Below are 25,167 nucleotides of genomic sequence, written 5' to 3'. Positions count from 1 at the left end.
CGCTCGCCGGTTGGCGCCGAAGAACCCCTGCTGCCCGCGGTTCGACATCGACCGCGGGCAGCGGGTTTTTTATATTAAATTCTCCTAAAGTCCGCAACCGGTGTAACCTTTTGTTCCCAACGAGCGTCTAAACGTTAGCAAGATTAGAGTTTTCTCATAGGAAGGAGGTTTCGCGGTCAAATGGGATGGTGGAAAAGCAGGCATTCCGTGGCTGAAGCAGTCGAAAACGACGTACATAAGAACGATCAACGGTCATCGGAAGCAAGCGCCGATGCGAAACCGCTGCTGGTCGTAGAAGGTGTCGAACGAACCTTTCAGGTCGGCGGTCAACCGCTGCACGTGCTGAAGGGTCTTCATATGGAACTCAAGCCCCGGCAGCTGGTCATGCTGCGAGGGCGTTCGGGCTCCGGCAAAACGACGCTGCTCAACATGATCGGCGGGCTGGACCAGCCGACCAAAGGACATATTTTTTTCCACGACCTGCCGTTCCATAAGATGGGCGACGACCAGCGCACGAAGGTCAGGCGCAAGGAAATGGGCTTTATTTTTCAGGCATTCGCTTTAATGCCGCTGTTGTCGGCCTACGAGAACGTGGAGCTGTCGCTGCGCATGGCGGGCGTTCCCGGCGGGGAATGGAAATCGCGGGTAGAACACTGCCTCGACCTCGTCGGCCTCGCCAAGCGGATGCGCCATCGTCCCTTCGAGCTGTCCGGGGGTGAGCAGCAGCGCGTCGCCATCGCCAAAGCGATCGCCCATCGGCCGAGCCTGCTGCTGGCGGACGAACCGACGGCCGAGCTCGATTCGCAGATGGCCGCTCAGATTATGGCGGTCTTCCAAACGATCATTCGCACCGAACAAGTAACGATTTGTATGACAACGCACGATCCCACGATTTTGGAGGTTGCCGATCATGTTTACGAAATGGTTGACGGGAAATTCATTTAAGGCGGCTGCCGTCGTCGTCATCGGCGCTTCGCTGCTCGTATCGAGCGGCTGCTCGCTGCTGCCGAACGAGGACCCCGAAGAAGTGCTGCCGGAGATCGCGCCGCCGCAAATCTCCAAGAAGCCGGAGTATGAAGTGACGACGACGACGCTGGAAACGAAGAAGACGGAAATCGGCAAAATGATTGCCACGCAGGAAGAAACGCTCTATTTTACGCTGGACGGCAAACGATTGAAGGACCTGAACGTGAAGATCGGTCAGAAGGTGACCGCCGGCCAGGTCATCGGTTCGCTCGACGTGGACGACATGCGCAAGCAGCTTCGTTCCGATAAGCTGAACTTCTCCAAGGATGAGCTGCAGATGAAGGATACGCTGCGCAAGAAGGACGAGATGGATCCGATCGAATTCGAGCTGGCGAAGATCGCCTTCGAGGAGAAGCGCCAGGCATTGGCCGATGCCGAAGGCGAGATCGCCAAGGCGGAACTGACCGCGCCGTTCACCGGCACGGTCGTCAGCTTGAACGTATCGAAGGGCGATGCCATCAAAGCCTACGACCCGATCTGCATCATCGCCGATACGAGCAAACTGACGGCTGCCGCGATCATGACGCAGGATGAGCTCGAAGGCGTCGCGGTCGGCATGCCCGTCGTCGTGGACATCAACAACGCGGGCGAGTTGACGGGGAAAGTGTCGCAGCTGCCCGTCGTCTCGACCGATGACGGCAATGGCGGCAACGGGGGCAACGGCGGAGGGCAAAAACCCGAAAGACCCGAAGATTTCCTGACGGTCACCTTGGATAAGCCGCTGCCGAAAGGCGTCACGCGCGGCACGCCGTTATCGATCTCGATCATCATGGACCGCAAGGAAAACGCCATCGTCATTCCGCCGTCCGCGCTGCGTTCCATCGGATCGCGCACGTACGTGCAAATCGTCGATGCGGACGGCAAACGCGAGGTGGACGTGGAAGTCGGGCAGCAAACCGCGACGGAAGTGGAAATCCTCAAAGGGTTGACGCCGGGGCAGAAAGTCGTAGGTCGATAACGTATGGGGATACCGCTCTTTCGCTTTTTGTTCCGCAAAATGTGGAACACGCGGTGGATGACGCTGAGCTCGCTCGCGGGCTTGATCATCGCCGTCGCCTTCGCGACCAGCATTCCGATGTACGCGGACGGAGCGCTGAAGCGGGTCGTGGCCCAAACGCTCATGGACGAGAGCGGCGGATTGCCCGCCGGCTCGCTGCTGATGCGTTATCAAGAAACCTCAAGCAAGACGGATTTGAACGGTCTGAACGAAGTCGGCAAGTACATCCGGGAGGACGTTCCTTCCTTGATCGGCTTTCCCTTCGCCACGTACAGCCAGAGCTTATCCATCCGCAGCGCAGAGCTGACGCCGGAGGATCCGACCAAGGTCGACGCAAGCCGCGCCCGCACGATGGCCATCACGTCGATGACCGGGCTCGACAAGAAAGCGGAGCTGACGCAAGGCCGCTGGTTCACGGATTCCGTCGGCGATGACGACACCGTCGAAGCCGTCATGATGGAAGAGGCGATGTACCGCAGCGACATCCATATCGGCGACGTGTTCGAATATCCGATCTACGGCGGGCTGAACCTGACGCTGAAGGTCAAGATCGTCGGCGCCTACAAGCCGCTGAAGGATACCGATCCGTTCTGGTACCAAGGGCTGGAGAGCCTGATGAGCACGCTCACCATCGGAGACAAGGCATTCCAGGACGGATTGCTCAAGGACAGGAAAATACCGGTCCATACGGCAAGCTGGTACTACGCCTTCGATCTGAAGGAGATCAAAACAAGCCAGCTGGCTCCGCTCACCAGCACGCTGGACCGGCTCAACATCGATCTCTATCAGCACTTGAAAGACACGCGCGTGGAGATCTCGTTCGCCAAGCTGCTGGGCGAATTCAAGACGCAGAGCCTGCAGCTGCAAATGCTGCTCTTCACGCTCGCCGCGCCGATGCTGGCGATGGTGTTCTACTTCATTGCGATGAACGCGCGGCAGTCGCTCGACAAGCAGCGCAGCGACATCGCCGTGCTCCGAAGCCGCGGTGCGGGGACGAGGCAGATCATCGGGATCTACTTGATCGAGGGGCTGTTCCTCGGCATCATCGCGCTCGCAGTAGGACCGCTGCTCGGCTGGTTCATGGCGAAGAGCATCGGCTCGGCCAACGGCTTCCTCGAGTTCGTCAACCGCAAATCGATTCCGGTCGGCTTCACCTCCGACGCGGTGATGGCGGGTCTCGGAGCGGTCGTGCTGGCCATTCTCGCGACCGTTATCCCGGCGGTGCTTTACGCGAGAGCGTCGATCGTCGATTACAAGAAGCAAATCGCGCGTTCGGACCGCAAGCCGCTTTGGCAGCGCTGGTACGGGGACGTCCTGCTGCTCGGCGTCGCCGGCTACGGCTGGTATCTGTTCAACGAACGGCAGATGATCTCGATCAAGAGCAACCTGACGACCGACCAATTGAACGTCCAACCGTTCCTGTTCTTCGTGCCGGCGCTCGCGATCTTCGCGATGGGACTCTTCTTCCTGCGGATATTCCCGTGGCTGCTCAAGCTGTTCAACTGGCTCGGCAGAAAGCTGCTGCCCGTGCCGCTGTACTTGACGCTGACGCAGCTGTCCCGTTCGTCCAAAGGGTATTACCCGCTGATGATCCTGCTCATATTGACGTTGGGGCTCGGCGTATACAACGCATCGGCGGCGCGTACCATCGACTTGAACTCGACGGAACGCACGTTATATAAATTCGGCACGGACGTCGTCGTTCAGACGGTCTGGGAAGGCAAGACCGAAGTGATCAACAGCGGCGGCGGCTCCGGCGGAGATAACGGCAACGGCGGCGGCAATGGCTCCGGCGACGGAGGTCAAGGCGGCGGTAACGGCGGAAGCGGGGGCAACGGCGGTTCCGGCGGCGGCCAAGGCGGCAATGGAGGCGGCACGACCGTTCCGACCCGCGTCAATTACAGCGAACCGCCTTTCGAGGTGTTCCGCAAGCTGGAAGGCGTCGAGGCGGCGGCCCGCGTGCTTCAGACGAAAGGCAACATCGTCGTATCCGGCCGTTCGATCGGCCAGGGCACGGTCATGGGCATCGACAACGTCGACTTCTCGAAGGTCGCCTGGTTCCGCAATGACCTGTACCCGGTTCATCCGTTCAATTATTTGAAAAATCTTGGTTTATACGAGCAAGCGGCCATCATTCCGTCGAATGTCGCGGAGAAGTACCAGCTGAAGCTCGGCGATACGATTACCGCGGGCCTGCAGGACGGCGTCGTGGAATTCGCGATCGTCGGCATCGTGCCTTACTGGCCGGCGCAGTATCCGGACCAGTCGCCGTTCATTATCGCGAACCTGGATTATATTTACGATCAAGTGCCGATCATTCCGTACGAAGTATGGCTGAAGATGAAGCCGGGCGCGTTGACGGCGCCGATCATGAAGCAGCTGGAGGACGACGGGATCGAGCTCGCGGACGTGAAAGACGTCCGGATCGAGCTGGCCGCGCAGGCGAAGCATCCGACGCGCGGCGGCGTATTCGGCATCCTCAGTCTCGGCTTCCTGGTCTCCATTCTGATCTCGCTCACGGGCTACATCCTCTTCTGGTTCTTTAATTTATCGGGCCGGATCGTGCAGTTCGGGGTGCTGCGGGCGATGGGGCTATCCCGCAGGCAGCTGACGGGCATGCTCCTGCTGGAGCAGGTGTTCACGGCGGGGCTGTCGATCGGCCTCGGCATCCTGATCGGCAAGATCGCGAGCCTCCTGTTCCTGCCGTTCCTGCAGACGACCGAGAACGTCGCGAATTCCGTTCCGCCGTTCCGGGTCGTGTTCGACGCCAAGGATACGAACCAGCTGTATATCGTCGTCGCCTGCATGATGCTGATGGGCGCGCTGCTGCTGCTGGCGCATATTCGCAGACTTCGCGTGCATCAGGCCGTCAAGATGGGAGAGGAGCGCTAACACGCCATGATTACATGCGAAGGCTTGGTCAAAATTTACAAATCCGACGATCTCGAGGTCGTCGCTCTGCAGGGGCTTAACCTGCACGTCCGCGAAGGAGAGATGATGGCGATCATCGGCAACAGCGGAAGCGGCAAATCGACGCTGCTCAATATATTGGGCGGCCTCGACCGGCCTTCCGCGGGCAGCGTCAGCGTGGGACCGTGGGATCTGCTGAAGATTACCGACGAGCAGCTCGTGTCCTACAAGCGCGACACCGTCGGTTTCATCTGGCAGAATAACGCGCGGAACCTGCTGCCGTACTTGTCGGCGCTCGAGAACGTCGAGATGCCGATGATGTTCTCGTCCAAGCTGGACCGCGCGTACGCCAAGCAGCTCCTGGACTGGGTCGGCCTCAAGGACCGGATGCACAACAAGCTGCATCAGCTCTCCGGAGGGGAACAGCAGCGGGTCGCCATCGCGATCTCGCTGTCGAACCGCCCGAAGATGCTGCTCGCCGACGAGCCGACAGGGTCCGTCGATACGCGGACGTCGGATTTGATCATGGATATATTCCGGCGGCTTAACCGCGAGCTGGGCATTACGATCGTGATCGTAACGCATGACTTGTCGCTGGCCAATAAGGTCGACCGCGTCGTCGCGATCCGGGACGGCTTGACGAGCACCGAATTCATCAAGCGGAATCCGAATCTGGACGATAATTTCGAACCGGGTTCTTCACCGCAAGAGACCGTTCACGAAGAGTACGTCGTCGTGGACCGCGTCGGACGGCTTCAGATTCCGAAGGCGTATTTGACGGCATTGCAGATTACAGATAAAGCATCGATGGAATTTGACGGCGAGCGAATCATTATTTCGCCGCCCAAATCATTGGAGGGGTAACGGGGATGGAGAACAAGCCAACGCAAGCAAGAACGAGGAAGAAAGCAGTTTTGAAAGCATCGTCGATGGCCTTGTCGGCCGCGCTGATCGTATCTGGCCTGTCGGCCTGCAGCAAAGGGTCAAGCGGAGACGATGCCAAGCAGCATGTGCTGCGGGTCGGCTTCGTCTCGTCGAGCGCGGACAACGATCAATATCTGCGCCAGCAGTTTACCGACGGATACGAACTGACGCATCCGAACGTCGACATCGAAATCGTCTCCGCCATGAACTATGACGACCAGCGCTATCAAGAGCCGGATCCGAACAAGAAACAGCCGGATACGTACGAGAAGGTCAAGGAAATGATGAACGGCAGCAATCCGCCGGACGTCGTGATCGTGGACTCGGGCAATCTGCAGCGTCTGGCGCAGGACAATTTAATTCAGAAGCTCGACTCGCTCATCCAGGATAAAGAATTCGATATCGACGATATCGTGCCTTCCGTCATCAACGGCATCAAGGACGCGGGAGACGGCAGCATCTACGCGCTCACGCCGACGTTCAGCTCCTCGGCCTTATTCTATAACAAGAAAATGTTCACCGATGCGGGCGTCGAGCCCCCGACGGACAACATGACCTGGACCGACATCTTCACGCTTGCGAAGCGAATCGCCAAAGGGGAAGGCAAGGACCGTAAATTCGGATTGTCCTTCAACCGTTACAGCGGCGATCCGTTCTGGGATTCCCAGACCTATGCCGCACCGCTCCAATTGAAGATTTTCGATAACAAAGCGGAGAAAATGTCCGTCGATACGCCGCAGTGGAAGAAGGTTTGGGGCGACGTCGCGGATCTGTACCTGAACAAAATCGTGCCGTCCCAAGAAGACATGAACGCCGGCGGCGGCGGTATTATCAAAGACAAAGTCGCCTATGACCCGTTCCAGGGCGATATGTTCCTGAGCGGCCGCGTGGCGATGACCATCGGCGGCTACGATTATGTCTCCCAATTGTCCCAAGCGAAAGACGCGGCGACCAAAAACCCGAAAATCTCCAACGTGGACTGGGATGTCGTTACCGTGCCGCAGTTCAGCGAAGTACCGGGCGTCGGCGGCAACATTTACCTCAATAACTTGATGGCGATCAATGCCAAGGCGCAAAATCCCGATGACGCGTGGGATTTCATCGCGTTCAACAACAGCAAGGAATGGGCGAAGCTCAAGTCGCGCAGCACGTACGAGATGGTCTCCCGCAAATCGTTCCTGAAGCCGAAGGACGGCATGAACTACAATATCGCCGCCTTCTATACGTTGAAGCCGGTACCGCCGCAAGATCCGGCGATCGACAAGCTTTACCAGGATATGCCGAACCTGTATCAAGTGCAGCAGGTCGCGCAGCCGTTGTTCCAGGAAGTGCTGCAGAAGAAGAAATCCGTCGACGAAGCGCTGAAATCGTGGCAAACGCAAGGCGACGTGCTTTTGCAGAAAATCAAAACGAACCCGAACGGGCCGCTTGACGGCACGGGCGGGGGAGCGGTTGGGATCGGCGGCGGCGGGCCTTTGATCAACGTTCAGCCAGTCGGTTAACTACCGCCGTGAGAGAGCGGCTGCGCTTCTTGCGCAGCTGCTTTTTTTTGTTGAAGCCGGAATTCAACGGCACGCAATCCCCATTATAGGAGAGATAATCGAATGGAATCGAAATCTGTACGTCGAGCGAAGTCGAAAATCATATGGAAGGCTTCGTCGATGGCGTTGTCCGCGGCGTTGCTCGCGTCGAGCTTGGCGGCATGCAGTCAAGAATCCGGCAACGATGTAGGCAAGCGGCATGTGCTGCGAATCGGCGTCGTCTCCTCGAACGCGGATAACGATCAATATTTTCGCCAGCAATTCACGGACGGCTACGAGCTGACGCATCCGGACGTCGATATTGAGATCGTTGCGGCCACGAATGCCGACGATCAGCGCATGGATGAGCCGGACCCGAACAAGAAACAGCCGGACTTCTACGAGAAGACCAAGGAATTGATGAAGGGGAGCAATCCGCCGGACGTCGTCGTCATGGATTCCGGCGTGATCCGAAGCCTCGCGCGGGACAATCTGATCCAGAAGCTCGATCCGTACATCCAAGACAAGGAGTTCGATATCGATGATATCGTCCCTACCGTGATCGAAGGTATCAAGACGCTTGGCGACGGGGCGATTTATGCGCTGACGCCGACGTTCAGCTCCTCGGCTTTGTTCTACAACAAGAAGCTGTTCGCCGACGCGGGCGTTCAGCCGCCGACCGATAACATGACGTGGCCGGACGCGATTCATCTTGCGAAGCGGGTCGCGAAGGGTAGCGGCAAGGACCGGGTATTCGGCTTTTCCTTCGACCGTTACCTCAGCGATCCGTACTGGGATTCCGGGACTTATGCCGGGCAGCTCCACTTGAATGTATTCGATAACAAGGCGGAGAAGATGACCGTCGATTCGCCGCAATGGAAAAGGGTTTGGACCGACCTCGCCGACCTTTATCTGACGAAAACCGTACCGACCCAGGAAGACGTCAACAACGGAGGCGGCGGCATCGTCCGGGATGGGCATGATAACAATCCGTTCCAAGGGGATCTTTTCCTGCAAGGACGCGTCTCGATGATGATTACGGATTACAACTACGTCACGCAGTTGTCCACGGCGAAGGATGCCGCGGCCAACAATCCGAAAATCCCGTCCGTGGACTGGGGTGTCGTCACGATGCCGCAATTTTCCGAATTGCCGGGCGTCGGCGGCAGAGTCTATCTAAGCAATCTCATGGCCATCAACGTAAATGCGCAAAACCCTGACGATGCATGGGACTTCATCGCGTTCGACAACAGCAAGGAATGGGCGAAGCTTAAATCACGCAGCACGTACGAGATGGTGGCCCGCAAATCGTTCCTGAAGCCGAAGGACGGCTTGAACTACAACATCGCGGCGTTCTACACGCTGAAGCCGGTATCGCCCCAAGAACCGGCGATCCGGCAGCTGTTCCTGGACAAGCCGAACCTATACCAGCTTGATACGATCGCGCAGCAGCTGTTCCTGGACGTGCTGCAGAAGAAAAAAACCGTCGACGAAGCGCTCAAGGAGTTGCAAACGAAGGGCGATGCCTTGCTCCAGCAAATCAAAACGAATCCGAACAGGCCGTCAGACGGCACTGGCGGAGGAGGTTCCCCGATCGGCATCAAGCCTGGCGGTTAACCGATCCCGCAATCCGGCAGCTGCGCATTGAAGCGCAGCTGCCTCTACGTTTCTGCGGTTTCGCTCGCCGATTGCCGCATGCTGCCGTTCGCCGGGACGCTTATTTTTGGCTGAAATGGGTACGATAAGCGAAACGGCAATGAAAGGGGCTGCTTTCATGAAATGGGTATACTGGGGTCGCTTATACGAGACCAAATTTCAAGCCGGCTGTTTGGTCAGGCGAATGGAGAACGATTGGTGGGTGTATGGCTACGAATGCCCGCAGGAGATCGAAGTCTTCAAGTCGCGCAAAGGCCGATTTGGGGTTCGATTCCTCCCATAGCAGATTATGCTTGACTTATCGTTAATTCCTATAGTATATTAATTCTTGTCGCCATTGAATGATTTGATGCGAATTGGTGTTATCGCGGGGTGGAGCAGCTCGGTAGCTCGTCGGGCTCATAACCCGAAGGCCGCAGGTTCAAATCCTGCCCCCGCAACCAACCTTTCGATTGCTATCGTAAGGGCCCTTAGCTCAGTTGGTTAGAGCGGTCGGCTCATAACCGATTGGTCGGGGGTTCGAGTCCCTCAGGGCCCACCATTCCAACACAATCATACAACATGCCGGGGTGGCGGAACTGGCAGACGCACAGGACTTAAAATCCTGCGGTGGGTGACCACCGTACGGGTTCGATTCCCGTCCTCGGCACCAAGTTAGTAAATTAGGGTTTGAAATAGACCTCCTTTGAAGCTCCGATGATTCGTCGGACCATCGAAGGAGGTTTTCTATTCGACGCCGTTGGATGTCTCGAAGATTTGTATTTCATGCCGCGACTCCCTATACTGATAGAAACAACCTAACCTCCCGCAGAGCCGCTCTGGCGCTTACAGTTCGCTGCAGTGGAGGTTTTTCCATGAACGGGGGAGATGGCGATGTTAAAACCGGCTTTTGACAACGATTGGTCCCGCGTGCTCGAGCGCATATGGGACGAGCCGTATGTTCAACAACTGCTCGAAAACGTATCGCGGCAATATCGGCAGAAAACCGTTTATCCGAAACAGGACGCGATTTTTAATGCCTTTCGTTACACGGACTACGCGGACACCAAGGCGGTCATTCTCGGCCAGGATCCTTATCATGGCCCCGGGCAGGCGCACGGGCTCAGCTTCTCGGTGCTCCCGGGCGTGAAGAAGCCTCCCTCGCTGCTGAATATGCTGAAGGAACTGCAGGACGACCTCGGCTGCGACATGCCGGACCACGGCTGCCTGATCCCTTGGGCAAAGCAGGGCGTGCTTCTGCTGAATACGGTCCTGACCGTCGTCGACGGGCAGCCGGCGTCGCATCAGGGGATGGGATGGGAGCGATTTACGGACGGCGTCATCGCGGAGCTCAACAAGCGGGAGGGGCCCGTCGTCTTCGTGCTGTGGGGCAAGCATGCGCAGGCAAAAGAATCGCTGATCGATACGGCCCGTCATTTCGTCATCGCGTCTCCGCATCCAAGCCCGCTCTCGGCGCGACGGGGCTTCTTTGGGAGCCGTCCGTATTCCAAGATCAATGCCTGCTTGCGGCAGATCGGCTCGGAAGAAATCCAATGGTCCATTCCTTCGCTCGCGGAACTGGAAGCGGCAGCCGGCCGCGGACAATAAGAGGTGAGCGCATATGGCTGAGCAAGGGAAGCAGAAGCCCGTCCGCTGGCTGAACCCCGCTTCGGGCTATCTGACGGGCTATGCCTATACGTTGAATCCGTATATCGGTTGTACGTTCGGCTGCTCCTACTGCTATGTAAGGCGAATGCCGCTCGCGTTATTCAGAGGCAGCCCGTGGGGCGAATGGGTGGAGCCGAAGCGATTCGACGGCGACAGCTTCCGGCGTGAATGGCGAAGGGCGATTGCGAAGGGAGGCCTGACGGTGTTCATGTCGTCGGCTACCGACCCGTACCAGCCCGCGGAGCACGCGGAGCGCCTCACGCGCCGGGTCTTGGAGGCGATGGCCGAGGAGCTGCCGCAATTTCTCCTCGTGCAGACGCGGAGTCCGCTCGTGCTGCGGGACATCGATCTCCTGCGGAGGTTCGGGGAGCGGGTACGGGTCAGCATGACGGTTGAAACGGATCTGGAAGCCGTCCGCAAGGAGCTCACGCCGTCGGCGCCGCCGCTCGCGGCCAGGCTGCGCGCCATTCGCGAGCTTCGGCTGGCCGGCATACCGGTTCAAGCCGCGATATCGCCGCTGCTGCCGTGCAGCGAGGCATTTCCCGCTTTAATCGCCGCTGCGGTCGATCGCGTCGTGGTGGACGATTTGTTTCGCGGGGACGGGAGCGGGGGAAAGCGATCGGCGCAGCTGCAGATGGCCGAACGATATCGCGCGCTCGGTGCGGAGTCGCTGTATGCGCCGGAGACGGCGGACCGGTTCGTCGAGGAGTTGAGACGGCATATGCCCGCGAATAGCGTCTACTTCGGCCAGGAAGGATTCTTGCCCTGATTCGCCGATTGCCCCGATAGACGCAAAGAAGCCCTCGCATCCGCGAGGGCTTCTTTGCGTGCTGGCTTATTTGTGCTGCGGTACCGATGCCTATTCGTTCTGCGTATCGCCGTCGCTGCCGATGATGCCCGTGGAACCGCCGCTTGCCGCGGAGCCGCCGCCGGAGACGTTGTTGCCGAGCACGGGCTTGAACGCGGAGGACACGTACGTGACGGCCTTCACCTCGGTGATGACTTGCGCGAACGACTTGTCTTTGTCGGGATAAACAGGCGCGGCGGTTATGACGGCTTGATCGCCGTCGAAGCTGATCGATGCGATGCGAATGCCGTAGCCGGGATTCGGCGCTTGCGCGGAGACCGTCACTTCGTTGACGTCGGCGCTGATCGCCTTGGTCGATAGCTTCAGTCCCGCAAGCGGGAACGGTTGTTGATCCGCAGGAGGCTCGATCGGCGTGTTCTTGGCGACGAACTGGATCGTGTCGTAGAGCCAGCCTGCCGCGTCGCCGCGCGTGATCGCCCCTTTCGGATCGAACAGCTGCGTGTCGTCCAGTTTCGCGATGCCGGATACCAGCAATGTTTGGATGCTGCCCATATAATCCGGATTGACGTCCGCTTCGTCCTTCAACATCACGTAGAGATCGATGAAGGCGTAATCGCCCTTCTTAAGCAGCGCCTGCATCAAATGATGCGCGAACTGCTCCCGCGTCATGATGTCGCCCGCTTTCGTTTCCCGCGGAATATCCAGTCCGTTCATGGCGGCGATGATGAACGCGTTCGCGTACCAGGCATCGTCCTTCATGTTCGGGAAGCTGTCCGTTACTTTCGGTTCTTTAATGAAGTTCATGCTGTCCAGGTTCAAGCCGAGGCCGTTCACGATCATCGAGATGCCCGCCGCGTAAGTCAGCTTGCCGTTCGGGTCGAACGTATTCGCCTTCGGATCGCCCGTCAAGATGCCGAGCTTCTGCAGCTCGGAGATTTTGGCATCGTTCGGGTGTCCCTTCGTATCCGAGAATGCCCATACGGACTGCGTCAATGCCGCGAAGAGCAGCACGATGACGCTAACCGCCACGATTGGTCGTTTCATTCTTCACACCCCATTTTCCAGATTTTTGTACCAGCCCTCGCTTATGTAGACGCACCCGGGTCATGAAAAGTTGCATGAACCCGGGCGGCGCCTTGCCATGTCGACATCTATGGTCGAATCGTCACTCTCGTATGAATGGGCACGAGCGCGGACAACGTCATCACGTCTTCATTGTACATCCTGATGCAGCCGTGCGAAACTTCGCGCCCGATGGAGCCGGGATCGTTCGTGCCATGAATGCCGTAGTGCGGCTTGGAGAGCCCCATCCACAAAGCGCCGTACGGCCCGCCGGGGTTGAGCTGTTTGTTGATGATCTCGTAGTTCCCCGTAGGCGTTCTCGTGAGCATTTTGCCGATGCCGACCGGAAAGCCCCTGACGACGATATTGCCATCGAGCAAATAAAGCTGGCGGTCGGATAAATCCACGATGATCCGGTAATTGGGCATGGTCCATTCCCTCCCTTTCGTCCATCATATGTGCGCGCCGGAAAGGAGGTTTGGATGGGGCGGCCGATAGACGAGGAATGCATCGCGTTTCGACTGCGAACCGATCGTGTAAAAAGGAGTATGGCGGGATGGGCGCTCGGTCGCCCGGATTAGGCACGGTCGCCGCGAAAGGGGACGTGAATCATGACATTGCCGACGTATTACGTATCGATATCCGCGCGTACGATTCAAGCGGAAGCGCCGGAGACGGATCACTTGGCCATCCGCGGAACCGACAGGCAGCTGGAGATGCTGCGGCGCAAATTGGACCGGGAGGATCGGAACGACGAACGGACCTCGGCCCGGGCGTTGATCCCGTATAAATCGGCGGAGCGCGATCCTTCGACGGAAGAATTCAGCGAAGATCTGCTGGATCTGTACGCCTTCGTATACGAGCTCGGAACGCCGGAAACGAAGTCGCATATCGAAGCGATGAATATATTGCCCAAGCTCACCAATCAGAATGCGAACCTTCCCGGTTATACCTCGTAGCACCCGACGAGAACGGATAATGCCGCCCAGGCATTATCCGTTTTTTGCGTTCATGGACGGTTTGCATCATCATTGCTCCTTGTGCACCATCGGCCGGCTAGCTTCATATTCTATTAAAAACGGAGGTTGATAGATATGGATTTCGATGCCATTCAAGAACTGATCGATCCTTCGCTCTATATCCTGCTCGTCGCGTGCTGGGTGCTCGGCTATGTCTTGAAGAGAACGCCGCGCGTCCCGGATTGGACGATCGTATATATCATCACGGTCTTTGCGGTGATCATATCGCTGTTCATGCTGGGGTTTGACGTCAAGAGCGTGCTGCAGGGCATACTGACAGGCGCCGTATCGGTGTATGGCAGCCAGCTGATCAAGCAGGCGCAGAAAGGAGCGTCCGGCGACGATGCAGGCAAGACAAGCCAGTAACGTGACCGTGATCGACGTCTCGCATCATCAGGGCGATATCGACTGGAACGAGGTGAAGACGGGCGGCGTGGCCGGCGCCTTCATCAAGGCGACCGAAGGCGCCTCGTTCGTCGATCCCCGGTTCGCGGCGAACGCGTCGGAAGCCGCTCAGGCAGGCTTGCGGATCGGCTTCTATCATTACGCGCACCCGGAGCTGAACGCCGCCGCCGCGGAGGCGGCGCATTTCGTTCGAATCGTTAAGGGCTTGAAGGCAGACTTCCCGCATGTGCTGGACGTGGAGGGCGATGCTTCCAAATTAGGCGCGCTGACGACGTGGTGCTCGGCATGGTTAAAGGAAGTGAACCGCCTGACGGGCCATTCGGTCATGATCTATACCGGCGCGAGCTTCGCCAAGACGTATCTGGGCAAGAGCCTCGCCAATTATCCGCTCTGGGTTGCCCACTACGGCACCGATAAACCGATGGATAACGGCATCTGGCCGCAGTGGTCGGTGTTTCAATACACGTCCAAAGGAACGATTGACGGCATCAAAGGCAATGCCGACGTCAACGCGATGGAGAAGGCATTCTTCGATGAGCATTTCGGCGCGAGCGACGATCCGGTGCCGGAACCGACCGCGGAGGACCAGATCAAGATCGTCGTCAATGATCAGCTCGCCGCGTACGGCCGGATCATCGACGGGCATGCCTATCTCCCGTTGCGTCAGCTGGGCGAAGCCTTGGGCGTTCCGGTCGACTGGCGGGCGGCGGAAGCCACGCCTTACGTCGACGGCAAACGGGTCGACTCGTTCAAGCTGATCGACGGGAAAACGTATATCGGCGTCCGGGCCGCCGCGGAGCTGCTCGGCGGGAAAGCGTCGTGGGATCACGGCACGAAGAAAGTGTACCTGTATAAATAAGCAAACCCCCGCTGAACGCGTATCGGCGGGGGTTTGTCGCGAATATAAAAAAAGCCCTTGATTGCTCAAGGGCTTCAATGAATGGTGGATGGTGATCTGGACAGGGTTCGAACCTGTGACCCCTACCCTGTCAAGATAGTGCTCTCCCAGCTGAGCTACCAGATCATAACCAAATTTTTTCTCAGTGAGATTTATTATAGCGGCGGAATGAGCAAAATGCAAGGGGGAGCCGCGATTTTTTTTCGGCTTTATGCCCATCCGAGCGGATTGCATACTCGCGGCGTTGCCCGGCCATACTATAGTTCCGTATGGAAGAACGATCCATACCTATGCGAGCACGAACGGGAGGATCCGTACCCTATGAAAAGATATATGCTGATCTTGATTGCCGCCCTCTTATTGTCCTCATGCGTGACCGCATGTGCGGGCAAAGACGACGCGGTCGGATCGAAAGCCGCGAACGCCGGCAATGTCGTTCATCTCCGCACGCAAGGCGATGCGAGGGTATTCGAAGCGGACGGCCTGAAGCAAAACGGCCGACTGTGGATTCCCGCCGATCGGGCGGCGGCGCTGTTGAACTACCGGTATGCGGTCAACCCGAAGAGCCGCACGGCTGCAATGGGCTTCGGCGACCCGTTGTACACGTTGTCCATGAACTCCGCAAGCGCCAAAATCGGCGACGACGTCGTGCAGCTGCGCGAAGCGCCTCGCATGGTCGGGCATACGCTTTATCTTGAAGTCGGTTCGCTCTCGCAGCTGCTGCAGACGCCGGTGAGATGGGACAAGGCCAGCAACACGATCGTCGTATCGCCTAGACCGGGCGGAGAACCGACGAAGAACACGACGATGGATATCCGCGGCAATACCATGCGAGCCGAGTCGGTCGATTCCGATAACGGAAAGGCGAGGGAGGCGATCGCATTCGCGAAGACGCTGCTGAGCACGCCGTACGCCTTCAATGCCGAGCCGTACGCGCAAAGCCATGCATTCGACAGCTCTTCATTCATGCAGTATGTATTCGGCCATGTCGGCGTTGCGCTTCCGCGGACGGCAAAGTCCCAATCGACGGTCGGGGCCAACGTGTCCCGCAATAACCTTATGCCGGGCGACCTCGTGTTCTTCTATACGCCCGGCAGATTCGGAAGCAACGATGCCGTCGGCAATGTAGGGCTGTATCTGGGCGGCAATAAGATCATTCAGACCTACGGCAATCCCGGGGTCACGATAACCGCCTTGGAAGGGGACTGGGATAAACGCTTCATGTGGGCGCGAAGGGTGCTGTAAGCGACCCGTGTCTCGTGCTTAATAGTAAGACGAAGGCCCGTGCGACATCGCACGGGCCTCTTTAAATAGTGCAGACAAATAAAAAAACCCTTAATTACTTAAGGATTTCGTCAGTTGAATAATGGTGATCTGGACAGGGTTCGAACCTGTGACCCCTACCCTGTCAAGATAGTGCTCTCCCAGCTGAGCTACCAGATCATATGTACTTCGTTTCAGTGACAAGTAATAATATATCAAACGAGCACAACGAAGTCAACCATTATTCACAAAAAAAGATTCTAAATGTTCGTATACCCGCATATGGTGTACTCAAGCTTTGATTTCTGGAGAGGCGGGTTGTCTAGTGGAGGAAGCTGCCTATTTGGCGGTATGGCTGATCGGGCTGTTTGGCATTGTCGGCACGGTATGCGTGTATGTGGCAAAAATGGTCATTCAAGATTCCACGAGTTATGACGAGCAATACGTTTGGAAGCGTAAACTGCCTCCGGAAGCGGGAGGGAAGCGGTAGGCGGGGCGGCCCCGCGTTTGATTTCCGTTCCGGCGGGTATACTATTCCCAAGATAGTTTTTCCATAATCGGGAGTGGTAACCATGAAAACACGATTGAGCGCGATCATGCTTTTGTTGTTTTGCGCGGGCTGCGCGCAGTCCGATCCGGCCGTCACGGTATCCGGCCCGAATGCGCCGTTGTTCGACAGCGTGACAAAGGCGGTTTATCCGCAGCCGCAGGATCAGTCCGTGTTCGGCGACGTCTACGAACCGCCGGGCGCGACGCATGAGCTCGTGCCGAGAATGCCGGGAGAGCCTGCCGCAGAGCAGGAGAAGCCTCCCCTGCTGAATACGAATTAACGCACTCCGTCCGGCTGCCTAACGCATGCCGGGCTTTTTAGCATCCCCGCATGCATAAGCGCCCGGTCGATGTGAAATCCTACATGGGCATCCAAATGATGAAGGAGGAATTCCGATGGTACGTTTGTATGACCCGAATGACGATGCGGCGGGAGCCGGCAGAGAGACGTTCGTGGCAGCGCGCAAGAACGGCGACGGAGATTTGATGTCCTTCAAAACCTCGACCGGTCGCGAATTGAACTATGAAGAAGCCTTGTCGGCCGTGAAGGACGGCACGATCGAAGGCGTCAACGCGTTCAAAGGCAGAGACGGCGAGACGTACATCCGCGGCGATGCGGATGGCGACCCGACGAACAACCTGGATCAGCTGCCGACCTATTAAGTCGTGCCGAGCAGGCAAGCTGCCGTTTCATGCGAAAAAGCCCGCTGAGCGGGCTTTTTGTCGTTAGGGTCAAGAAACTGCCGTTCGCTAGAAACGATACCGTTCGTGCTGTTCGACGAACCGCATGACGCCGGTTTTTCCTTCGAACTGTGGCTTCGTGTCATCGTAATGCATCAGCCAGATCCGCTCCTGGATCGACGCCGGAAGCGACATCAGCTCCTCCAAGGTCGTATGGACGACGCCCGGCGGCTTCAACTGGCAATCGTGGAAGATCGTCGTGCAGCCGCGCTCTTCGACAAGCCCCCGAAGCAGCTCCGGGTTGAAGACGAGATCGGCGGAATAGAAGAACGTATCGTTGATGAGGTAGGAATAGCTGTTCTTTCCCGGAATATGCGCGGTTTGAATCGGTTCGACGGCAAGGCCGGGAAGCAGCTCGGTTCTCGTGCCGGGCTGGATGAGCCGCACGTCGAAATAATCGTCCAGCGACGCGCACTCGTCCTGCAGCAGTCCGCCTTTGAGCGAGGATTCCCACAGCGGCTTCGCAAGCGGCTCCGGAATGAACAGCAGAGGTTTGCGTCCGTAGACGAACTTCATCTGAAAGGCAAGCTCCTCCATGCCTCCGACATGGTCGGCATGAATATGGCTGATCAGCACGGCGTCGATCTCCTCGATCGGTTTGCCCAGGCGGTACAAGGACTGAGAGGCCGTAACGCCGCAATCCAGCAGCAGCGTCTGTTGATTCGCATATAGGAGCGCATTCGTATTTAAATACGTTTTGGCGAATGCGCTGCCCGTTCCGAGCATTTGAATATCCAACGGGACTTCCTCCTCCGTTTGCAATAATTTTCAATTTATCATCTCCGCCCCCAAATGGAAAGAAAAACTATTTCGGCGGGATACGCATCGGCCAGGCACGCTTGCCCGGGTCCGTCATACGATAGCAATGAACGGATCATAGAGGGCAGGTGCGGATAACATGGCTCCAGGAAAAGCGCCGAGCAAAGGAAAAACGGTCAAAAAGCAAAAGTCGGCTTCGGAACGCAAGCAGGCCGTGCTCAAATTAGTGCTGTCGGATACGTGCGCGGTATGCAAGACGCCGTGCGCCAGAGGAATGCGGTACTACGAGAGCATGCAGCAGCCGGGCGCGGTCGGCAAAGGCGTGCCGTGCATCTTGACGCGAACGTACGTGTAGTTTTGCCAGTTCGGGTTTAGCATTTCCCGGGCAAGCGCAGTTTTCGACATCATGCGACACGCTTGCCGGGAGGAAAAAACTTTTTGTATTGGCGCAACTTTGGACGACTTGGGGAGTATAACCATACATCCAGACTAACGGACGGAGGTCTACTACCATGAAGTTCAGAAAGCTTCTGATTGCGTCGCTGGTCATGTCCTTGTGGGGCGGGACGATGCTCTTCGCGGATTCGGCGTCGCAGCGCGTCCGGGTCATCGTCAACGGCAGCGAATTGGATGACGCGGGTATTTTCACGGACGGCAAAACCTATCTATCGGTTCGCCAAGTCGCGAGTACGCTGCAGTCCCTGGTGTTGTGGGACGAGGGCACGAAGAAGGTATCGATCTACAAACCGAACGTGCATATGTTCCTTTTCCAGGATACGACGATCTTCGGAAATGTCGTCAAAGGCAACAAGATTACGTTCAAAGTATTTGCCCAAATCGATAATCTCATGACCAATATATCGGCTGTTAAAGTGACGATCGTCGACCCGGGCGGCAACGAACAGATCATTCAATCGAAGAACGTGACGGTCGACAAGGATAATTTCTGGTACCGCACCGACGATTACGCCTATTCCTTCGATACGGCCGGCAAATATACGATTAACTTCTATATGAAAGTGTCTGCCGGAGACGATTGGAGCTTGGTTTCGCAGAAGACGATCACGGCCAAAGCGCCGTAAAAACGTTCGCGTTCCTGCCGGATCGGCAGGGGCGTTTTCGTTTGACCCGAAGCATGTTCCATGATACTATACGTAGGAAAAGTATCTATGAATGGAAATGAGGGTATACAATGAGCGATCACGTGCATGACGAGAACTGCGATCACGATCATGACCACGAAGAGCACGTATTCCTTGTCACGGACGAGGAAGGCAATGAACGCGAGATGGTGATGGTATTTACGTTCGAATCCGAAGAGCAGGTGTACTCCGTCCTGCTGGATCGCAACGATCCGGAATCCGACGGCGTCATTTTCCGCATTGAGGAAGAAGACGGCGAAGCATTCCTCGTCGGGATCGAAGACGATGCCGAATGGGAACGCGTCACGGCGATTTACGAAGAAATCGCAAAACGCGAAAACGAAGGCCAATAACAACCACAAACAAAAACTCCGATGCCCGGCAGGCAGCGGAGTTTTTTTGATTCGCGGAGGAAGGCATGTTATTTGCGCGGGTTATAGTAGATGGTTCGGCCATTGAACATCTTCAGCTCGGCTTTCAGCTGCTTGGCCATATATTTGCACAGTTCGTTGGCTTTCGATTTGTCGCCGTGCGTGGCGGCATCCGGGAGAACGACCTGGACATGGGATACGCTGGCATCCCCGTTCGCTTCCGAGCCGATGCCGAACAGGATGTAGTTGTACTGCGGCGTCGTTCCTTTCAGATAGAACCAGCGGTCTTCTTCGCCCGGCTTCGTCTCCACCGTGTACGGGAAGGCGGCCTCCACGTAATTCCAGTCCAATTGCTGACCGGTCAGCGCCGTTTGTTCCTTGTAACGGCTTAGCCGGTCCTTCACCTCCGCAAGGCTGAGTGCTTCGACCGCGGACCCTGGAACGAATTTAATGTAAGCGCTTTGACTCATCATCGTCCACCCCCACCAACATCATAGCATTCCGAAAATCGATTGACAATAACCGGAAACGAAGCGAAAAAATCCCCGGCACTCGCCTGGAAACAGGCAAGCGCCGGGGACGGCGGGATCAGGAGATGGCTTCTTCTTCCACGATGACTTTGACGAACTGGATGCTGCGGTCTTCAGGACCTTTGACCGGCAACCCGACTTCGACGTGGTCGACGATGTAATCGATGTTGGTCTGCGAGATAACCTCGCCCGGCAGCAGAATCGGAATGCCCGGCGGGTACACGTAGATGAACTCCGCGATGATCCGGCCGGCGGATTCCTTGAAGGGCACCACCTCGGTGGCGGCGTAGAACGCGTCGCGCGGCGTGAGCGAGAGATGCGGGATCTCCGGAATCTTGACGACGAGCTCGTTGGCTTCGTTCACTTGATGCTGCGCGGCCAAGTCGCGCAGGGCGACGAGCAGCTTGCCGACGGAATCCTCCGTATCGCCCGGCGTCACGAGCGCCAGAATATTGTACATGTCGCTGAGCTCGACTTCGATATTGTAATGCTCCCGCAGCCAGTTCTCGGTCTCGTAACCGGTGATGCCGAGATGCCGCACGTGTATCGTCAGCTTGGTCGGATCGTAGTCGTAGGTCGCTTCCGTGCCGAGAATCTCTTCGCCGATGCAGTAGAGGCCCAACATGTTGTTGATCTCGGAACGCGCATACTTGGCGAGATCGATCGCCCGCTCCGCGATGTCATGGCCGTTCATCGCCAAGTTCCGGCGGGACGTGTCGAGCGAAGCCAATAGGATGTACGACGTCGAAGTCGTCGTCAGCATGCTGATGATCGTCTGGACGCGTTTCTGGTTGATCCGTTCGCTGCGAACGTTCAGGACCGAGCTCTGCGTCATGGAGCCGCCCAGCTTGTGCACGCTCGTCGCCGCCATGTCGGCGCCGGCCTGCATGGCGGACATCGGGAGCTTCTCGTGGAAATGAATCAGCACGCCGTGCGCTTCGTCCACCAGCACGGGAATATCGTAGCTGTGCACGAGATCGACGATTTCTTTCAGGTCCGCGCATATGCCGTAGTAGGTCGGGTTAATAACGAGTACGGCCTTCGCGTCGTGATGGCGGTCGAGCGCCCGCTGCACGGAACGAGTGGTGATGCCGTGATCGATCCCCAGGTTGGAATCGCGCGCCGGCGAGATGAAGATCGGTCGGGCGCCGGCGAAGATGATGGCGGACATGATGGATTTGTGCACGTTGCGCGGGACGATGATTTTGTCGCCGGGCGAACAGACGCTCAGAATCATCGTCATGATGGCGCCGCTTGTTCCTTGCACGGAAAAAAAGGTATAATCAGCTCCGAACGCGTCGGCTGCCAATTTTTGGGCTTCTTCGATGACGCCGGTCGGTTGATGCAAATCATCGAGCGGCGCTATATTAATGAGATCGATCGACAGGGCGTTGTCGCCGATAAACGCGCGAAATTCGGGGTCGCTGCCCATCCCCTTCTTGTGTCCGGGGATATGAAATTGAACGGGGTCTTTTGCCGCATGCTCCGTCAGGGCGGTGAACAGCGGGGTCCGGGTATGATCCATTGCTTCTTCATCCCAGCCTTTCATCTTGGATTGTTACAAACAAAGTTGAGTATAGCAAAAACAGGGGGGATTGCAAGCGGCATTTTTGTTGAGACTAGAGGAACGAAGGCTTGGCCTGAAATAGGCATGAAAGGGGAACCGAAATGGAAATCGCAAAGAGCTGGGCGGGGAAAAAAGTGCTGACTTCGCCGTTCGTGGTCCAGCTGCTCGTCATCATGTATTTCGTCGAATTCGTCAAAGGCGCGCTGCTCGTTTCTATTCTTCCTGTCTATATGAGACAGGAATTGAACCTGACCGCTTACGCGGTAGGCTGGGCGCTCGCGCTTCAATATATCGGGGATAACGCGTTCCGCTCGCCGCTCGGCTGGATCATCGATCGTTTCGGCTACCGCTACGTGATGCTGTTCGGCGTCTTGTTCACCAGCGCGTCCGTGCTGATCATCAGCTTTACGAGCGGCTTCGGCTGGATCGTGGCGGCCTGCTTGCTGCTCGGCGTCGGCACTTCTCCGCTGTGGCCCTGCGTGATCAGCGGGGCCACGACCGTGGCGGGCAACGATTCCAGCGGCACGATCATGAGCGTCGTCTACATGGCTTGGCTGACCGGCGTCGGGTGCGGGCCGATCGTCATCAATTTCTTCATCGCCCATACCTACGCGCCCGGATTCCGCATCCTGATCGGCATGATGCTGTTCGTCGTGCTGGTGGCGCTGTTCCTTCCGAACAGGAAGCAGTCGATGGCGCTCGAGAACCGCGAAGTTCCGCATGTCTCGGAACATGCGCATCTGCCTTGGACAGTTCGCGTGCGGCGTTATTTTGCCAGAGTCGGCGCTTCGCTTCACGCGAGCAAGCTGCTCTATCCGGCGATGTTCACCCAGAATTTCGCGCTGGGCCTGCTGACGCCGGTGCTGACGCAATACGCGCGCACGGTGCTGCATCTGACTCCGCAGCAGTACAGCATGTACTTGGTGGCGGGAGGCGCCGTGACGGTGCTCGGGTTGATCCCGGTCGGCAAATGGGTGGACCGCTTCGGCACCCGGTGGTTTCTGCATGTCGGCTTCATCGTCGCGGCCGTCTCGCTGACCGCGCTCGGTTATTCGCGTTCGCTGCCGCTCGTGCTCCTGATCGTGGCGTTCGTCGGCATCGGCTACGCCTGCATCATCCCGGCATGGAACGCGCTGATCGCGCAGGCGATTCCGAAATCGGAACGCGGCGCCGTATGGGGTTTCTTCCTGACGATCGAGGGACTCGGCATGGTATTCGGCAGCATCTCCTCCGGCAAACTGTGGGACAAGCTGGGGCCGCACTCGCCTTTTCTCGTCAGCGGAGCCGTGCTGCTCGTCTTGTTTGTTCTTCATTTGTTCATAACCAGGCATCGGACAGATGTGGTACGATGATTGGAGTGGAGGGAACAAGATGAACAAAGACAAACGTTTAGGCATCGTAATGGTCATGCTGATGACGACTTTTATCGGTTTCGGAATTATAATTCCGGTCCTGCCGGAGCTTATTAAGGAAGCAAGCCCGGAAGCCGTGGAATTCCACACGGGGATGATGCTGTCCCTGTATTCGCTCGTAGCCTTTATCATTTCGCCGCTTTGGGGCGGCTTATCGGACCGGATCGGACGACGTCCGGTCATCTTGATCGGCGTGCTCGGCTTCGCGGCGAGCTTCCTCGTGTTCGGCATCGCGGACGGCAGCTTGCCGATCATGTACGCTTCGCGGCTGCTCGGCGGATTATTCTCGGGCGCCGTGACGTCCGTGATCGTCGCGTACGTGGCGGACATCACGCCGCCGGATCAGCGGACCAAGGGCATGGGCCTCGTCGGCATGTCCATCGGACTCGGATTCACGATCGGTCCCGGCTTCGGCGGCCTGCTCAGTCTCGTCTCGGGCAACACGCCGTTCTTCGCGGCGGCCGCGCTGGCGCTCGTCACGTTCTTCATCGCCGTGACGAAGCTGCCGGAATCGATCACGCCGGAGATGCGGCAAACGGCGCAGGAGCGCAGACCGTCCAGATGGAGCGCCTTCACGGGCTCGTTGAAATATCTGTACGTGCTGGCGCTGTTCGTGTCGCTGTCGCTCGCCGGGCTGGAAGCGACGCTTCAGCTGTTCGGCTTGCAGCGCTTCGACGTGACGCCGCTGCAGGTCGGCTTCATGTTCCTGATCTGCGGTCTGGTCGGCGCCCTCATCCAGGGCGGCGTCGTGCGCAGAAGAATCCGCAAAGGGCAGGAGCCGATGTACATCGCGGCAGGCCTGGTCATATCCGCCGCCGGCTTCCTGCTGCTGGTGAGCGCGCATACGCTGGCGTCGGCGACGATTTATCTGGCGATCTTCGGCATCGGCAACGCGCTGATTCGCCCGTGCGTGACCTCGCTCATTACGCAGAAGACGACGGTGGGGCAGGGCGTCGCGTCGGGCCTTAGCTCGTCGATGGACAGCCTGGGCCGGATCGTCGGGCCGCTCGTCGGCGCCGCATTGTTTCATGTGCATATCACGCTGCCTTATGTGGCGGGAGGCCTGCTGTCGATTGCCGCGCTCCTGTTCTTGTTCCGCTTCCGCAGCTTGGACCGCAAGCACGGCGCGGTGGAGCCGTCGGCTTCGGTCTAGCGAATGCAAGCAGTCTCTGGAAGTAGGCTGGCAAATAAAAGAAGCTTCGCGCGCCGCGCGAAGCTTCTTTTTGTCGTCGTTCAGGCCAAACCCAGTCCGCGCATGACGAATCGGATCGTCTCCTCGCGTTCCCGCTCGTCGTCCCAGACCGCATCCTCCCGTTCGCCGTAAACCGTCCGCACGGCAATGTAGCCCATGATCGCCGAGATGCTGAGCCGCACGACGGTCGACGAGGGCAGCTCCGCCATTCGTCCTTGTCCTTGGAACTTGGCCACGATGCGCTGCAGCCGCTCGAGGACGATGCCGAGCACGTCCCGCTGAAAGCGCTCCTGCATCTCGGGGTGGAACGGAATTTCCTGCAGCAGGATCTTCAGGATATTCCGGTTCTTCTGCAGGAACTCGATCCGATTCTCGATCATGGCGCGCAGCACTTGGTCGTAGCTGTCGTACTCCGAATCGAGCACTTTATTGAAGCCGCGCAGCACGAACGGCGCGATCAGCTTCGTCATCGCGGGCGCCACGATGGCAAGCAGCAGATCCTTCTTCGTCTTGTAATGGCGAAAGATCGTCCCCTCCGCCACGCCCGCCCGCTGGGCGATCTCGCTGGTGGAGGAAGCGGCGTAGCCTTTCTCGGCGAAGACCTCGATGGCCGACTCGACGATTCGCGACTGCTTCTCCGTCATTTTCCCGCCGGCGCCGTCTCCCTTCAGCAGTTCCTCGATCCATGCTTCCTTCGTGTCGTTCATGACGCCAACTCCCTTGGTACGCTTCGACTTTCGATAGACTCTATCCTAGCATAGCCGCCGGC

At 57.8% G+C, this 25,167-nt stretch carries 26 protein-coding genes and 5 tRNA genes; 23 read left to right on the top strand and 8 right to left on the bottom strand.

The window, feature by feature from the left end; genetic code table 11:
- Nucleotides 1–180 precede the first annotated feature (180 nt).
- The 11 genes from GT019_RS02625 (at nucleotide 181) to GT019_RS02575 (ending at nucleotide 11,449) form a co-directional block, all read left to right on the top strand.
- Nucleotides 181–945 (top strand): ABC transporter ATP-binding protein, encoded by a 765-nt coding sequence (locus tag GT019_RS02625; protein WP_161740872.1) that lies wholly within the window; start codon nucleotides 181–183, stop codon nucleotides 943–945.
- On the top strand, nucleotides 911–1,984 hold the full coding sequence (locus GT019_RS02620) for an efflux RND transporter periplasmic adaptor subunit (RefSeq protein ID WP_161740870.1): 1,074 nt from the start codon (nucleotides 911–913) through the stop codon (nucleotides 1,982–1,984). Before GT019_RS02625 ends, GT019_RS02620 begins: the two co-directional genes overlap by 35 nt.
- 3 nt (nucleotides 1,985–1,987) lie before the next feature.
- Nucleotides 1,988–4,915, top strand: coding sequence for an ABC transporter permease (locus GT019_RS02615; RefSeq protein ID WP_161740868.1), 2,928 nt, complete (start codon nucleotides 1,988–1,990; stop codon nucleotides 4,913–4,915).
- A 6-nt stretch (nucleotides 4,916–4,921) separates the two neighbouring features.
- Nucleotides 4,922–5,797 carry an ABC transporter ATP-binding protein gene (locus GT019_RS02610; RefSeq protein ID WP_161740866.1) on the top strand — a complete coding sequence of 292 codons (876 nt, stop codon included), beginning with the start codon at nucleotides 4,922–4,924 and terminating at the stop codon, nucleotides 5,795–5,797.
- Nucleotides 5,798–5,847: 50 nt separating this feature from the next.
- Nucleotides 5,848–7,359 (top strand): ABC transporter substrate-binding protein, encoded by a 1,512-nt coding sequence (locus GT019_RS02605; protein ID WP_235946602.1) that lies wholly within the window; start codon nucleotides 5,848–5,850, stop codon nucleotides 7,357–7,359.
- A 102-nt stretch (nucleotides 7,360–7,461) separates the two neighbouring features.
- Entirely contained in the window at nucleotides 7,462–8,994 is a 1,533-nt protein-coding gene (locus GT019_RS02600; RefSeq protein ID WP_161740862.1) for an ABC transporter substrate-binding protein, read from the top strand.
- A gap of 405 nt (nucleotides 8,995–9,399) precedes the next feature.
- Nucleotides 9,400–9,476, top strand: a tRNA-Met gene (locus tag GT019_RS02595).
- Between the two features lie 21 nt (nucleotides 9,477–9,497).
- A tRNA-Ile gene (locus tag GT019_RS02590) sits at nucleotides 9,498–9,574 on the top strand.
- Nucleotides 9,575–9,596: 22 nt separating this feature from the next.
- A tRNA-Leu gene (locus tag GT019_RS02585) sits at nucleotides 9,597–9,685 on the top strand.
- A 215-nt stretch (nucleotides 9,686–9,900) separates the two neighbouring features.
- Complete coding sequence (locus GT019_RS02580; RefSeq protein WP_161740860.1) at nucleotides 9,901–10,620, top strand: uracil-DNA glycosylase; 720 nt, start codon at nucleotides 9,901–9,903, stop codon at nucleotides 10,618–10,620.
- A gap of 13 nt (nucleotides 10,621–10,633) precedes the next feature.
- Nucleotides 10,634–11,449, top strand: a complete 816-nt coding sequence (locus tag GT019_RS02575) for an SPL family radical SAM protein (RefSeq protein ID WP_161740858.1) — start codon at nucleotides 10,634–10,636, stop codon at nucleotides 11,447–11,449.
- Between the two features lie 90 nt (nucleotides 11,450–11,539).
- Here the strand turns inward: GT019_RS02575 and GT019_RS02570 are convergent, their stop codons facing one another.
- Entirely contained in the window at nucleotides 11,540–12,532 is a 993-nt protein-coding gene (locus GT019_RS02570) for an S-layer homology domain-containing protein (protein WP_161740856.1), read from the bottom strand.
- A gap of 107 nt (nucleotides 12,533–12,639) precedes the next feature.
- A complete protein-coding gene (locus GT019_RS02565; protein WP_161740854.1) occupies nucleotides 12,640–12,978 on the bottom strand; it encodes a L,D-transpeptidase in 339 nt (112 codons plus the stop codon).
- A gap of 183 nt (nucleotides 12,979–13,161) precedes the next feature.
- On the opposite strand from GT019_RS02565, the gene GT019_RS02560 reads away from it, so the two are divergent.
- From GT019_RS02560 to GT019_RS02550, 3 genes are all read left to right on the top strand, one after another.
- Complete coding sequence (locus GT019_RS02560) at nucleotides 13,162–13,509, top strand: hypothetical protein (RefSeq protein WP_161740852.1); 348 nt, start codon at nucleotides 13,162–13,164, stop codon at nucleotides 13,507–13,509.
- Nucleotides 13,510–13,644: 135 nt separating this feature from the next.
- Nucleotides 13,645–13,935: a phage holin family protein gene (locus tag GT019_RS02555; protein ID WP_161740850.1), complete on the top strand. Its 291-nt coding sequence runs from the start codon at nucleotides 13,645–13,647 to the stop codon at nucleotides 13,933–13,935.
- Nucleotides 13,913–14,833: a GH25 family lysozyme gene (locus tag GT019_RS02550; RefSeq protein ID WP_161740848.1), complete on the top strand. Its 921-nt coding sequence runs from the start codon at nucleotides 13,913–13,915 to the stop codon at nucleotides 14,831–14,833. The genes GT019_RS02555 and GT019_RS02550 overlap by 23 nt, the downstream gene beginning before the upstream one ends.
- Nucleotides 14,834–14,922: 89 nt before the next feature.
- On the opposite strand, the gene GT019_RS02545 is transcribed toward GT019_RS02550, so the two are convergent.
- Nucleotides 14,923–14,998 (bottom strand) — tRNA-Val (locus tag GT019_RS02545).
- A 195-nt stretch (nucleotides 14,999–15,193) separates the two neighbouring features.
- Here GT019_RS02545 and GT019_RS02540 point away from each other — a divergent pair.
- Nucleotides 15,194–16,117 carry a C40 family peptidase gene (locus tag GT019_RS02540; protein WP_161740846.1) on the top strand — a complete coding sequence of 308 codons (924 nt, stop codon included), beginning with the start codon at nucleotides 15,194–15,196 and terminating at the stop codon, nucleotides 16,115–16,117.
- Between the two features lie 122 nt (nucleotides 16,118–16,239).
- Here GT019_RS02540 and GT019_RS02535 read toward each other — a convergent pair.
- A tRNA-Val gene (locus GT019_RS02535) sits at nucleotides 16,240–16,315 on the bottom strand.
- A gap of 145 nt (nucleotides 16,316–16,460) precedes the next feature.
- Between GT019_RS02535 and GT019_RS02530 the strand changes: the two genes are divergently transcribed.
- From GT019_RS02530 to GT019_RS02520, 3 genes are all read left to right on the top strand, one after another.
- On the top strand, nucleotides 16,461–16,625 hold the full coding sequence (locus GT019_RS02530) for a hypothetical protein (RefSeq protein WP_328803892.1): 165 nt from the start codon (nucleotides 16,461–16,463) through the stop codon (nucleotides 16,623–16,625).
- Between the two features lie 82 nt (nucleotides 16,626–16,707).
- Complete coding sequence (locus GT019_RS02525) at nucleotides 16,708–16,965, top strand: hypothetical protein (RefSeq protein WP_161740843.1); 258 nt, start codon at nucleotides 16,708–16,710, stop codon at nucleotides 16,963–16,965.
- 115 nt (nucleotides 16,966–17,080) lie between these two features.
- A complete protein-coding gene (locus GT019_RS02520) occupies nucleotides 17,081–17,347 on the top strand; it encodes a DUF3892 domain-containing protein (RefSeq protein ID WP_161740841.1) in 267 nt (88 codons plus the stop codon).
- Nucleotides 17,348–17,434: 87 nt separating this feature from the next.
- Here the strand turns inward: GT019_RS02520 and GT019_RS02515 are convergent, their stop codons facing one another.
- Nucleotides 17,435–18,151 carry an MBL fold metallo-hydrolase gene (locus tag GT019_RS02515; protein WP_161741482.1) on the bottom strand — a complete coding sequence of 239 codons (717 nt, stop codon included), beginning with the start codon at nucleotides 18,149–18,151 and terminating at the stop codon, nucleotides 17,435–17,437.
- Between the two features lie 172 nt (nucleotides 18,152–18,323).
- Here GT019_RS02515 and GT019_RS02510 point away from each other — a divergent pair, with 172 nt between their 5' ends.
- From GT019_RS02510 to GT019_RS02500, 3 genes are all read left to right on the top strand, one after another.
- The gene (locus GT019_RS02510; protein ID WP_161740839.1) at nucleotides 18,324–18,539 is read left to right on the top strand and encodes a hypothetical protein; all 216 of its coding nucleotides are present in this window, start codon (nucleotides 18,324–18,326) and stop codon (nucleotides 18,537–18,539) included.
- 157 nt (nucleotides 18,540–18,696) lie between these two features.
- Complete coding sequence (locus GT019_RS02505) at nucleotides 18,697–19,266, top strand: stalk domain-containing protein (RefSeq protein WP_161740837.1); 570 nt, start codon at nucleotides 18,697–18,699, stop codon at nucleotides 19,264–19,266.
- A gap of 110 nt (nucleotides 19,267–19,376) precedes the next feature.
- A complete protein-coding gene (locus GT019_RS02500) occupies nucleotides 19,377–19,679 on the top strand; it encodes a DUF1292 domain-containing protein (protein ID WP_161740835.1) in 303 nt (100 codons plus the stop codon).
- A gap of 68 nt (nucleotides 19,680–19,747) precedes the next feature.
- On the opposite strand, the gene GT019_RS02495 is transcribed toward GT019_RS02500, so the two are convergent.
- Both GT019_RS02495 and GT019_RS02490 read right to left on the bottom strand, forming a co-directional pair.
- Complete coding sequence (locus GT019_RS02495) at nucleotides 19,748–20,167, bottom strand: DUF1885 family protein (protein ID WP_161741481.1); 420 nt, start codon at nucleotides 20,165–20,167, stop codon at nucleotides 19,748–19,750.
- Nucleotides 20,168–20,285: 118 nt separating this feature from the next.
- The gene (locus GT019_RS02490) at nucleotides 20,286–21,752 is read right to left on the bottom strand and encodes an aminotransferase class I/II-fold pyridoxal phosphate-dependent enzyme (protein ID WP_161740833.1); all 1,467 of its coding nucleotides are present in this window, start codon (nucleotides 21,750–21,752) and stop codon (nucleotides 20,286–20,288) included.
- 143 nt (nucleotides 21,753–21,895) lie between these two features.
- Between GT019_RS02490 and GT019_RS02485 the strand changes: the two genes are divergently transcribed.
- Nucleotides 21,896–23,146: an MFS transporter gene (locus tag GT019_RS02485; RefSeq protein ID WP_161740831.1), complete on the top strand. Its 1,251-nt coding sequence runs from the start codon at nucleotides 21,896–21,898 to the stop codon at nucleotides 23,144–23,146.
- Between the two features lie 19 nt (nucleotides 23,147–23,165).
- Nucleotides 23,166–24,359, top strand: a complete 1,194-nt coding sequence (locus tag GT019_RS02480; RefSeq protein WP_161740829.1) for an MFS transporter — start codon at nucleotides 23,166–23,168, stop codon at nucleotides 24,357–24,359.
- A gap of 80 nt (nucleotides 24,360–24,439) precedes the next feature.
- Here GT019_RS02480 and GT019_RS02475 read toward each other — a convergent pair whose 3' ends face one another.
- Nucleotides 24,440–25,105, bottom strand: coding sequence for a TetR/AcrR family transcriptional regulator (locus GT019_RS02475; protein ID WP_161740827.1), 666 nt, complete (start codon nucleotides 25,103–25,105; stop codon nucleotides 24,440–24,442).
- Nucleotides 25,106–25,167 lie beyond the last annotated feature (62 nt).

The sequence above is a fragment of the Paenibacillus glycinis genome (assembly GCF_009909185.1).
Lineage (GTDB): Bacteria > Bacillota > Bacilli > Paenibacillales > Paenibacillaceae > Paenibacillus_Z > Paenibacillus_Z glycinis.
The sequence above is the reverse complement of the archived record's forward strand: the minus strand, read 5'-3'. Positions and strand labels throughout refer to the sequence as shown.

Coding starts and splice junctions, on each gene's coding strand:
- GT019_RS02625 (WP_161740872.1), top strand. CDS start 181: ATGGGATGGTGGAAAAGCAGGCATTCCGTGGCTGAAGCAGTCGAAAAC.
- GT019_RS02620 (WP_161740870.1), top strand. CDS start 911: ATGTTTACGAAATGGTTGACGGGAAATTCATTTAAGGCGGCTGCCGTC.
- GT019_RS02615 (WP_161740868.1), top strand. CDS start 1,988: ATGGGGATACCGCTCTTTCGCTTTTTGTTCCGCAAAATGTGGAACACG.
- GT019_RS02610 (WP_161740866.1), top strand. CDS start 4,922: ATGATTACATGCGAAGGCTTGGTCAAAATTTACAAATCCGACGATCTC.
- GT019_RS02600 (WP_161740862.1), top strand. CDS start 7,462: ATGGAATCGAAATCTGTACGTCGAGCGAAGTCGAAAATCATATGGAAG.
- GT019_RS02580 (WP_161740860.1), top strand. CDS start 9,901: ATGGCGATGTTAAAACCGGCTTTTGACAACGATTGGTCCCGCGTGCTC.
- GT019_RS02575 (WP_161740858.1), top strand. CDS start 10,634: ATGGCTGAGCAAGGGAAGCAGAAGCCCGTCCGCTGGCTGAACCCCGCT.
- GT019_RS02570 (WP_161740856.1), bottom strand. CDS start 12,532: ATGAAACGACCAATCGTGGCGGTTAGCGTCATCGTGCTGCTCTTCGCG.
- GT019_RS02565 (WP_161740854.1), bottom strand. CDS start 12,978: ATGCCCAATTACCGGATCATCGTGGATTTATCCGACCGCCAGCTTTAT.
- GT019_RS02560 (WP_161740852.1), top strand. CDS start 13,162: ATGACATTGCCGACGTATTACGTATCGATATCCGCGCGTACGATTCAA.
- GT019_RS02555 (WP_161740850.1), top strand. CDS start 13,645: ATGGATTTCGATGCCATTCAAGAACTGATCGATCCTTCGCTCTATATC.
- GT019_RS02550 (WP_161740848.1), top strand. CDS start 13,913: ATGCAGGCAAGACAAGCCAGTAACGTGACCGTGATCGACGTCTCGCAT.
- GT019_RS02540 (WP_161740846.1), top strand. CDS start 15,194: ATGAAAAGATATATGCTGATCTTGATTGCCGCCCTCTTATTGTCCTCA.
- GT019_RS02525 (WP_161740843.1), top strand. CDS start 16,708: ATGAAAACACGATTGAGCGCGATCATGCTTTTGTTGTTTTGCGCGGGC.
- GT019_RS02520 (WP_161740841.1), top strand. CDS start 17,081: ATGGTACGTTTGTATGACCCGAATGACGATGCGGCGGGAGCCGGCAGA.
- GT019_RS02515 (WP_161741482.1), bottom strand. CDS start 18,151: ATGCTCGGAACGGGCAGCGCATTCGCCAAAACGTATTTAAATACGAAT.
- GT019_RS02510 (WP_161740839.1), top strand. CDS start 18,324: ATGGCTCCAGGAAAAGCGCCGAGCAAAGGAAAAACGGTCAAAAAGCAA.
- GT019_RS02505 (WP_161740837.1), top strand. CDS start 18,697: ATGAAGTTCAGAAAGCTTCTGATTGCGTCGCTGGTCATGTCCTTGTGG.
- GT019_RS02500 (WP_161740835.1), top strand. CDS start 19,377: ATGAGCGATCACGTGCATGACGAGAACTGCGATCACGATCATGACCAC.
- GT019_RS02495 (WP_161741481.1), bottom strand. CDS start 20,167: ATGAGTCAAAGCGCTTACATTAAATTCGTTCCAGGGTCCGCGGTCGAA.
- GT019_RS02490 (WP_161740833.1), bottom strand. CDS start 21,752: ATGGATCATACCCGGACCCCGCTGTTCACCGCCCTGACGGAGCATGCG.
- GT019_RS02485 (WP_161740831.1), top strand. CDS start 21,896: ATGGAAATCGCAAAGAGCTGGGCGGGGAAAAAAGTGCTGACTTCGCCG.
- GT019_RS02480 (WP_161740829.1), top strand. CDS start 23,166: ATGAACAAAGACAAACGTTTAGGCATCGTAATGGTCATGCTGATGACG.
- GT019_RS02475 (WP_161740827.1), bottom strand. CDS start 25,105: ATGAACGACACGAAGGAAGCATGGATCGAGGAACTGCTGAAGGGAGAC.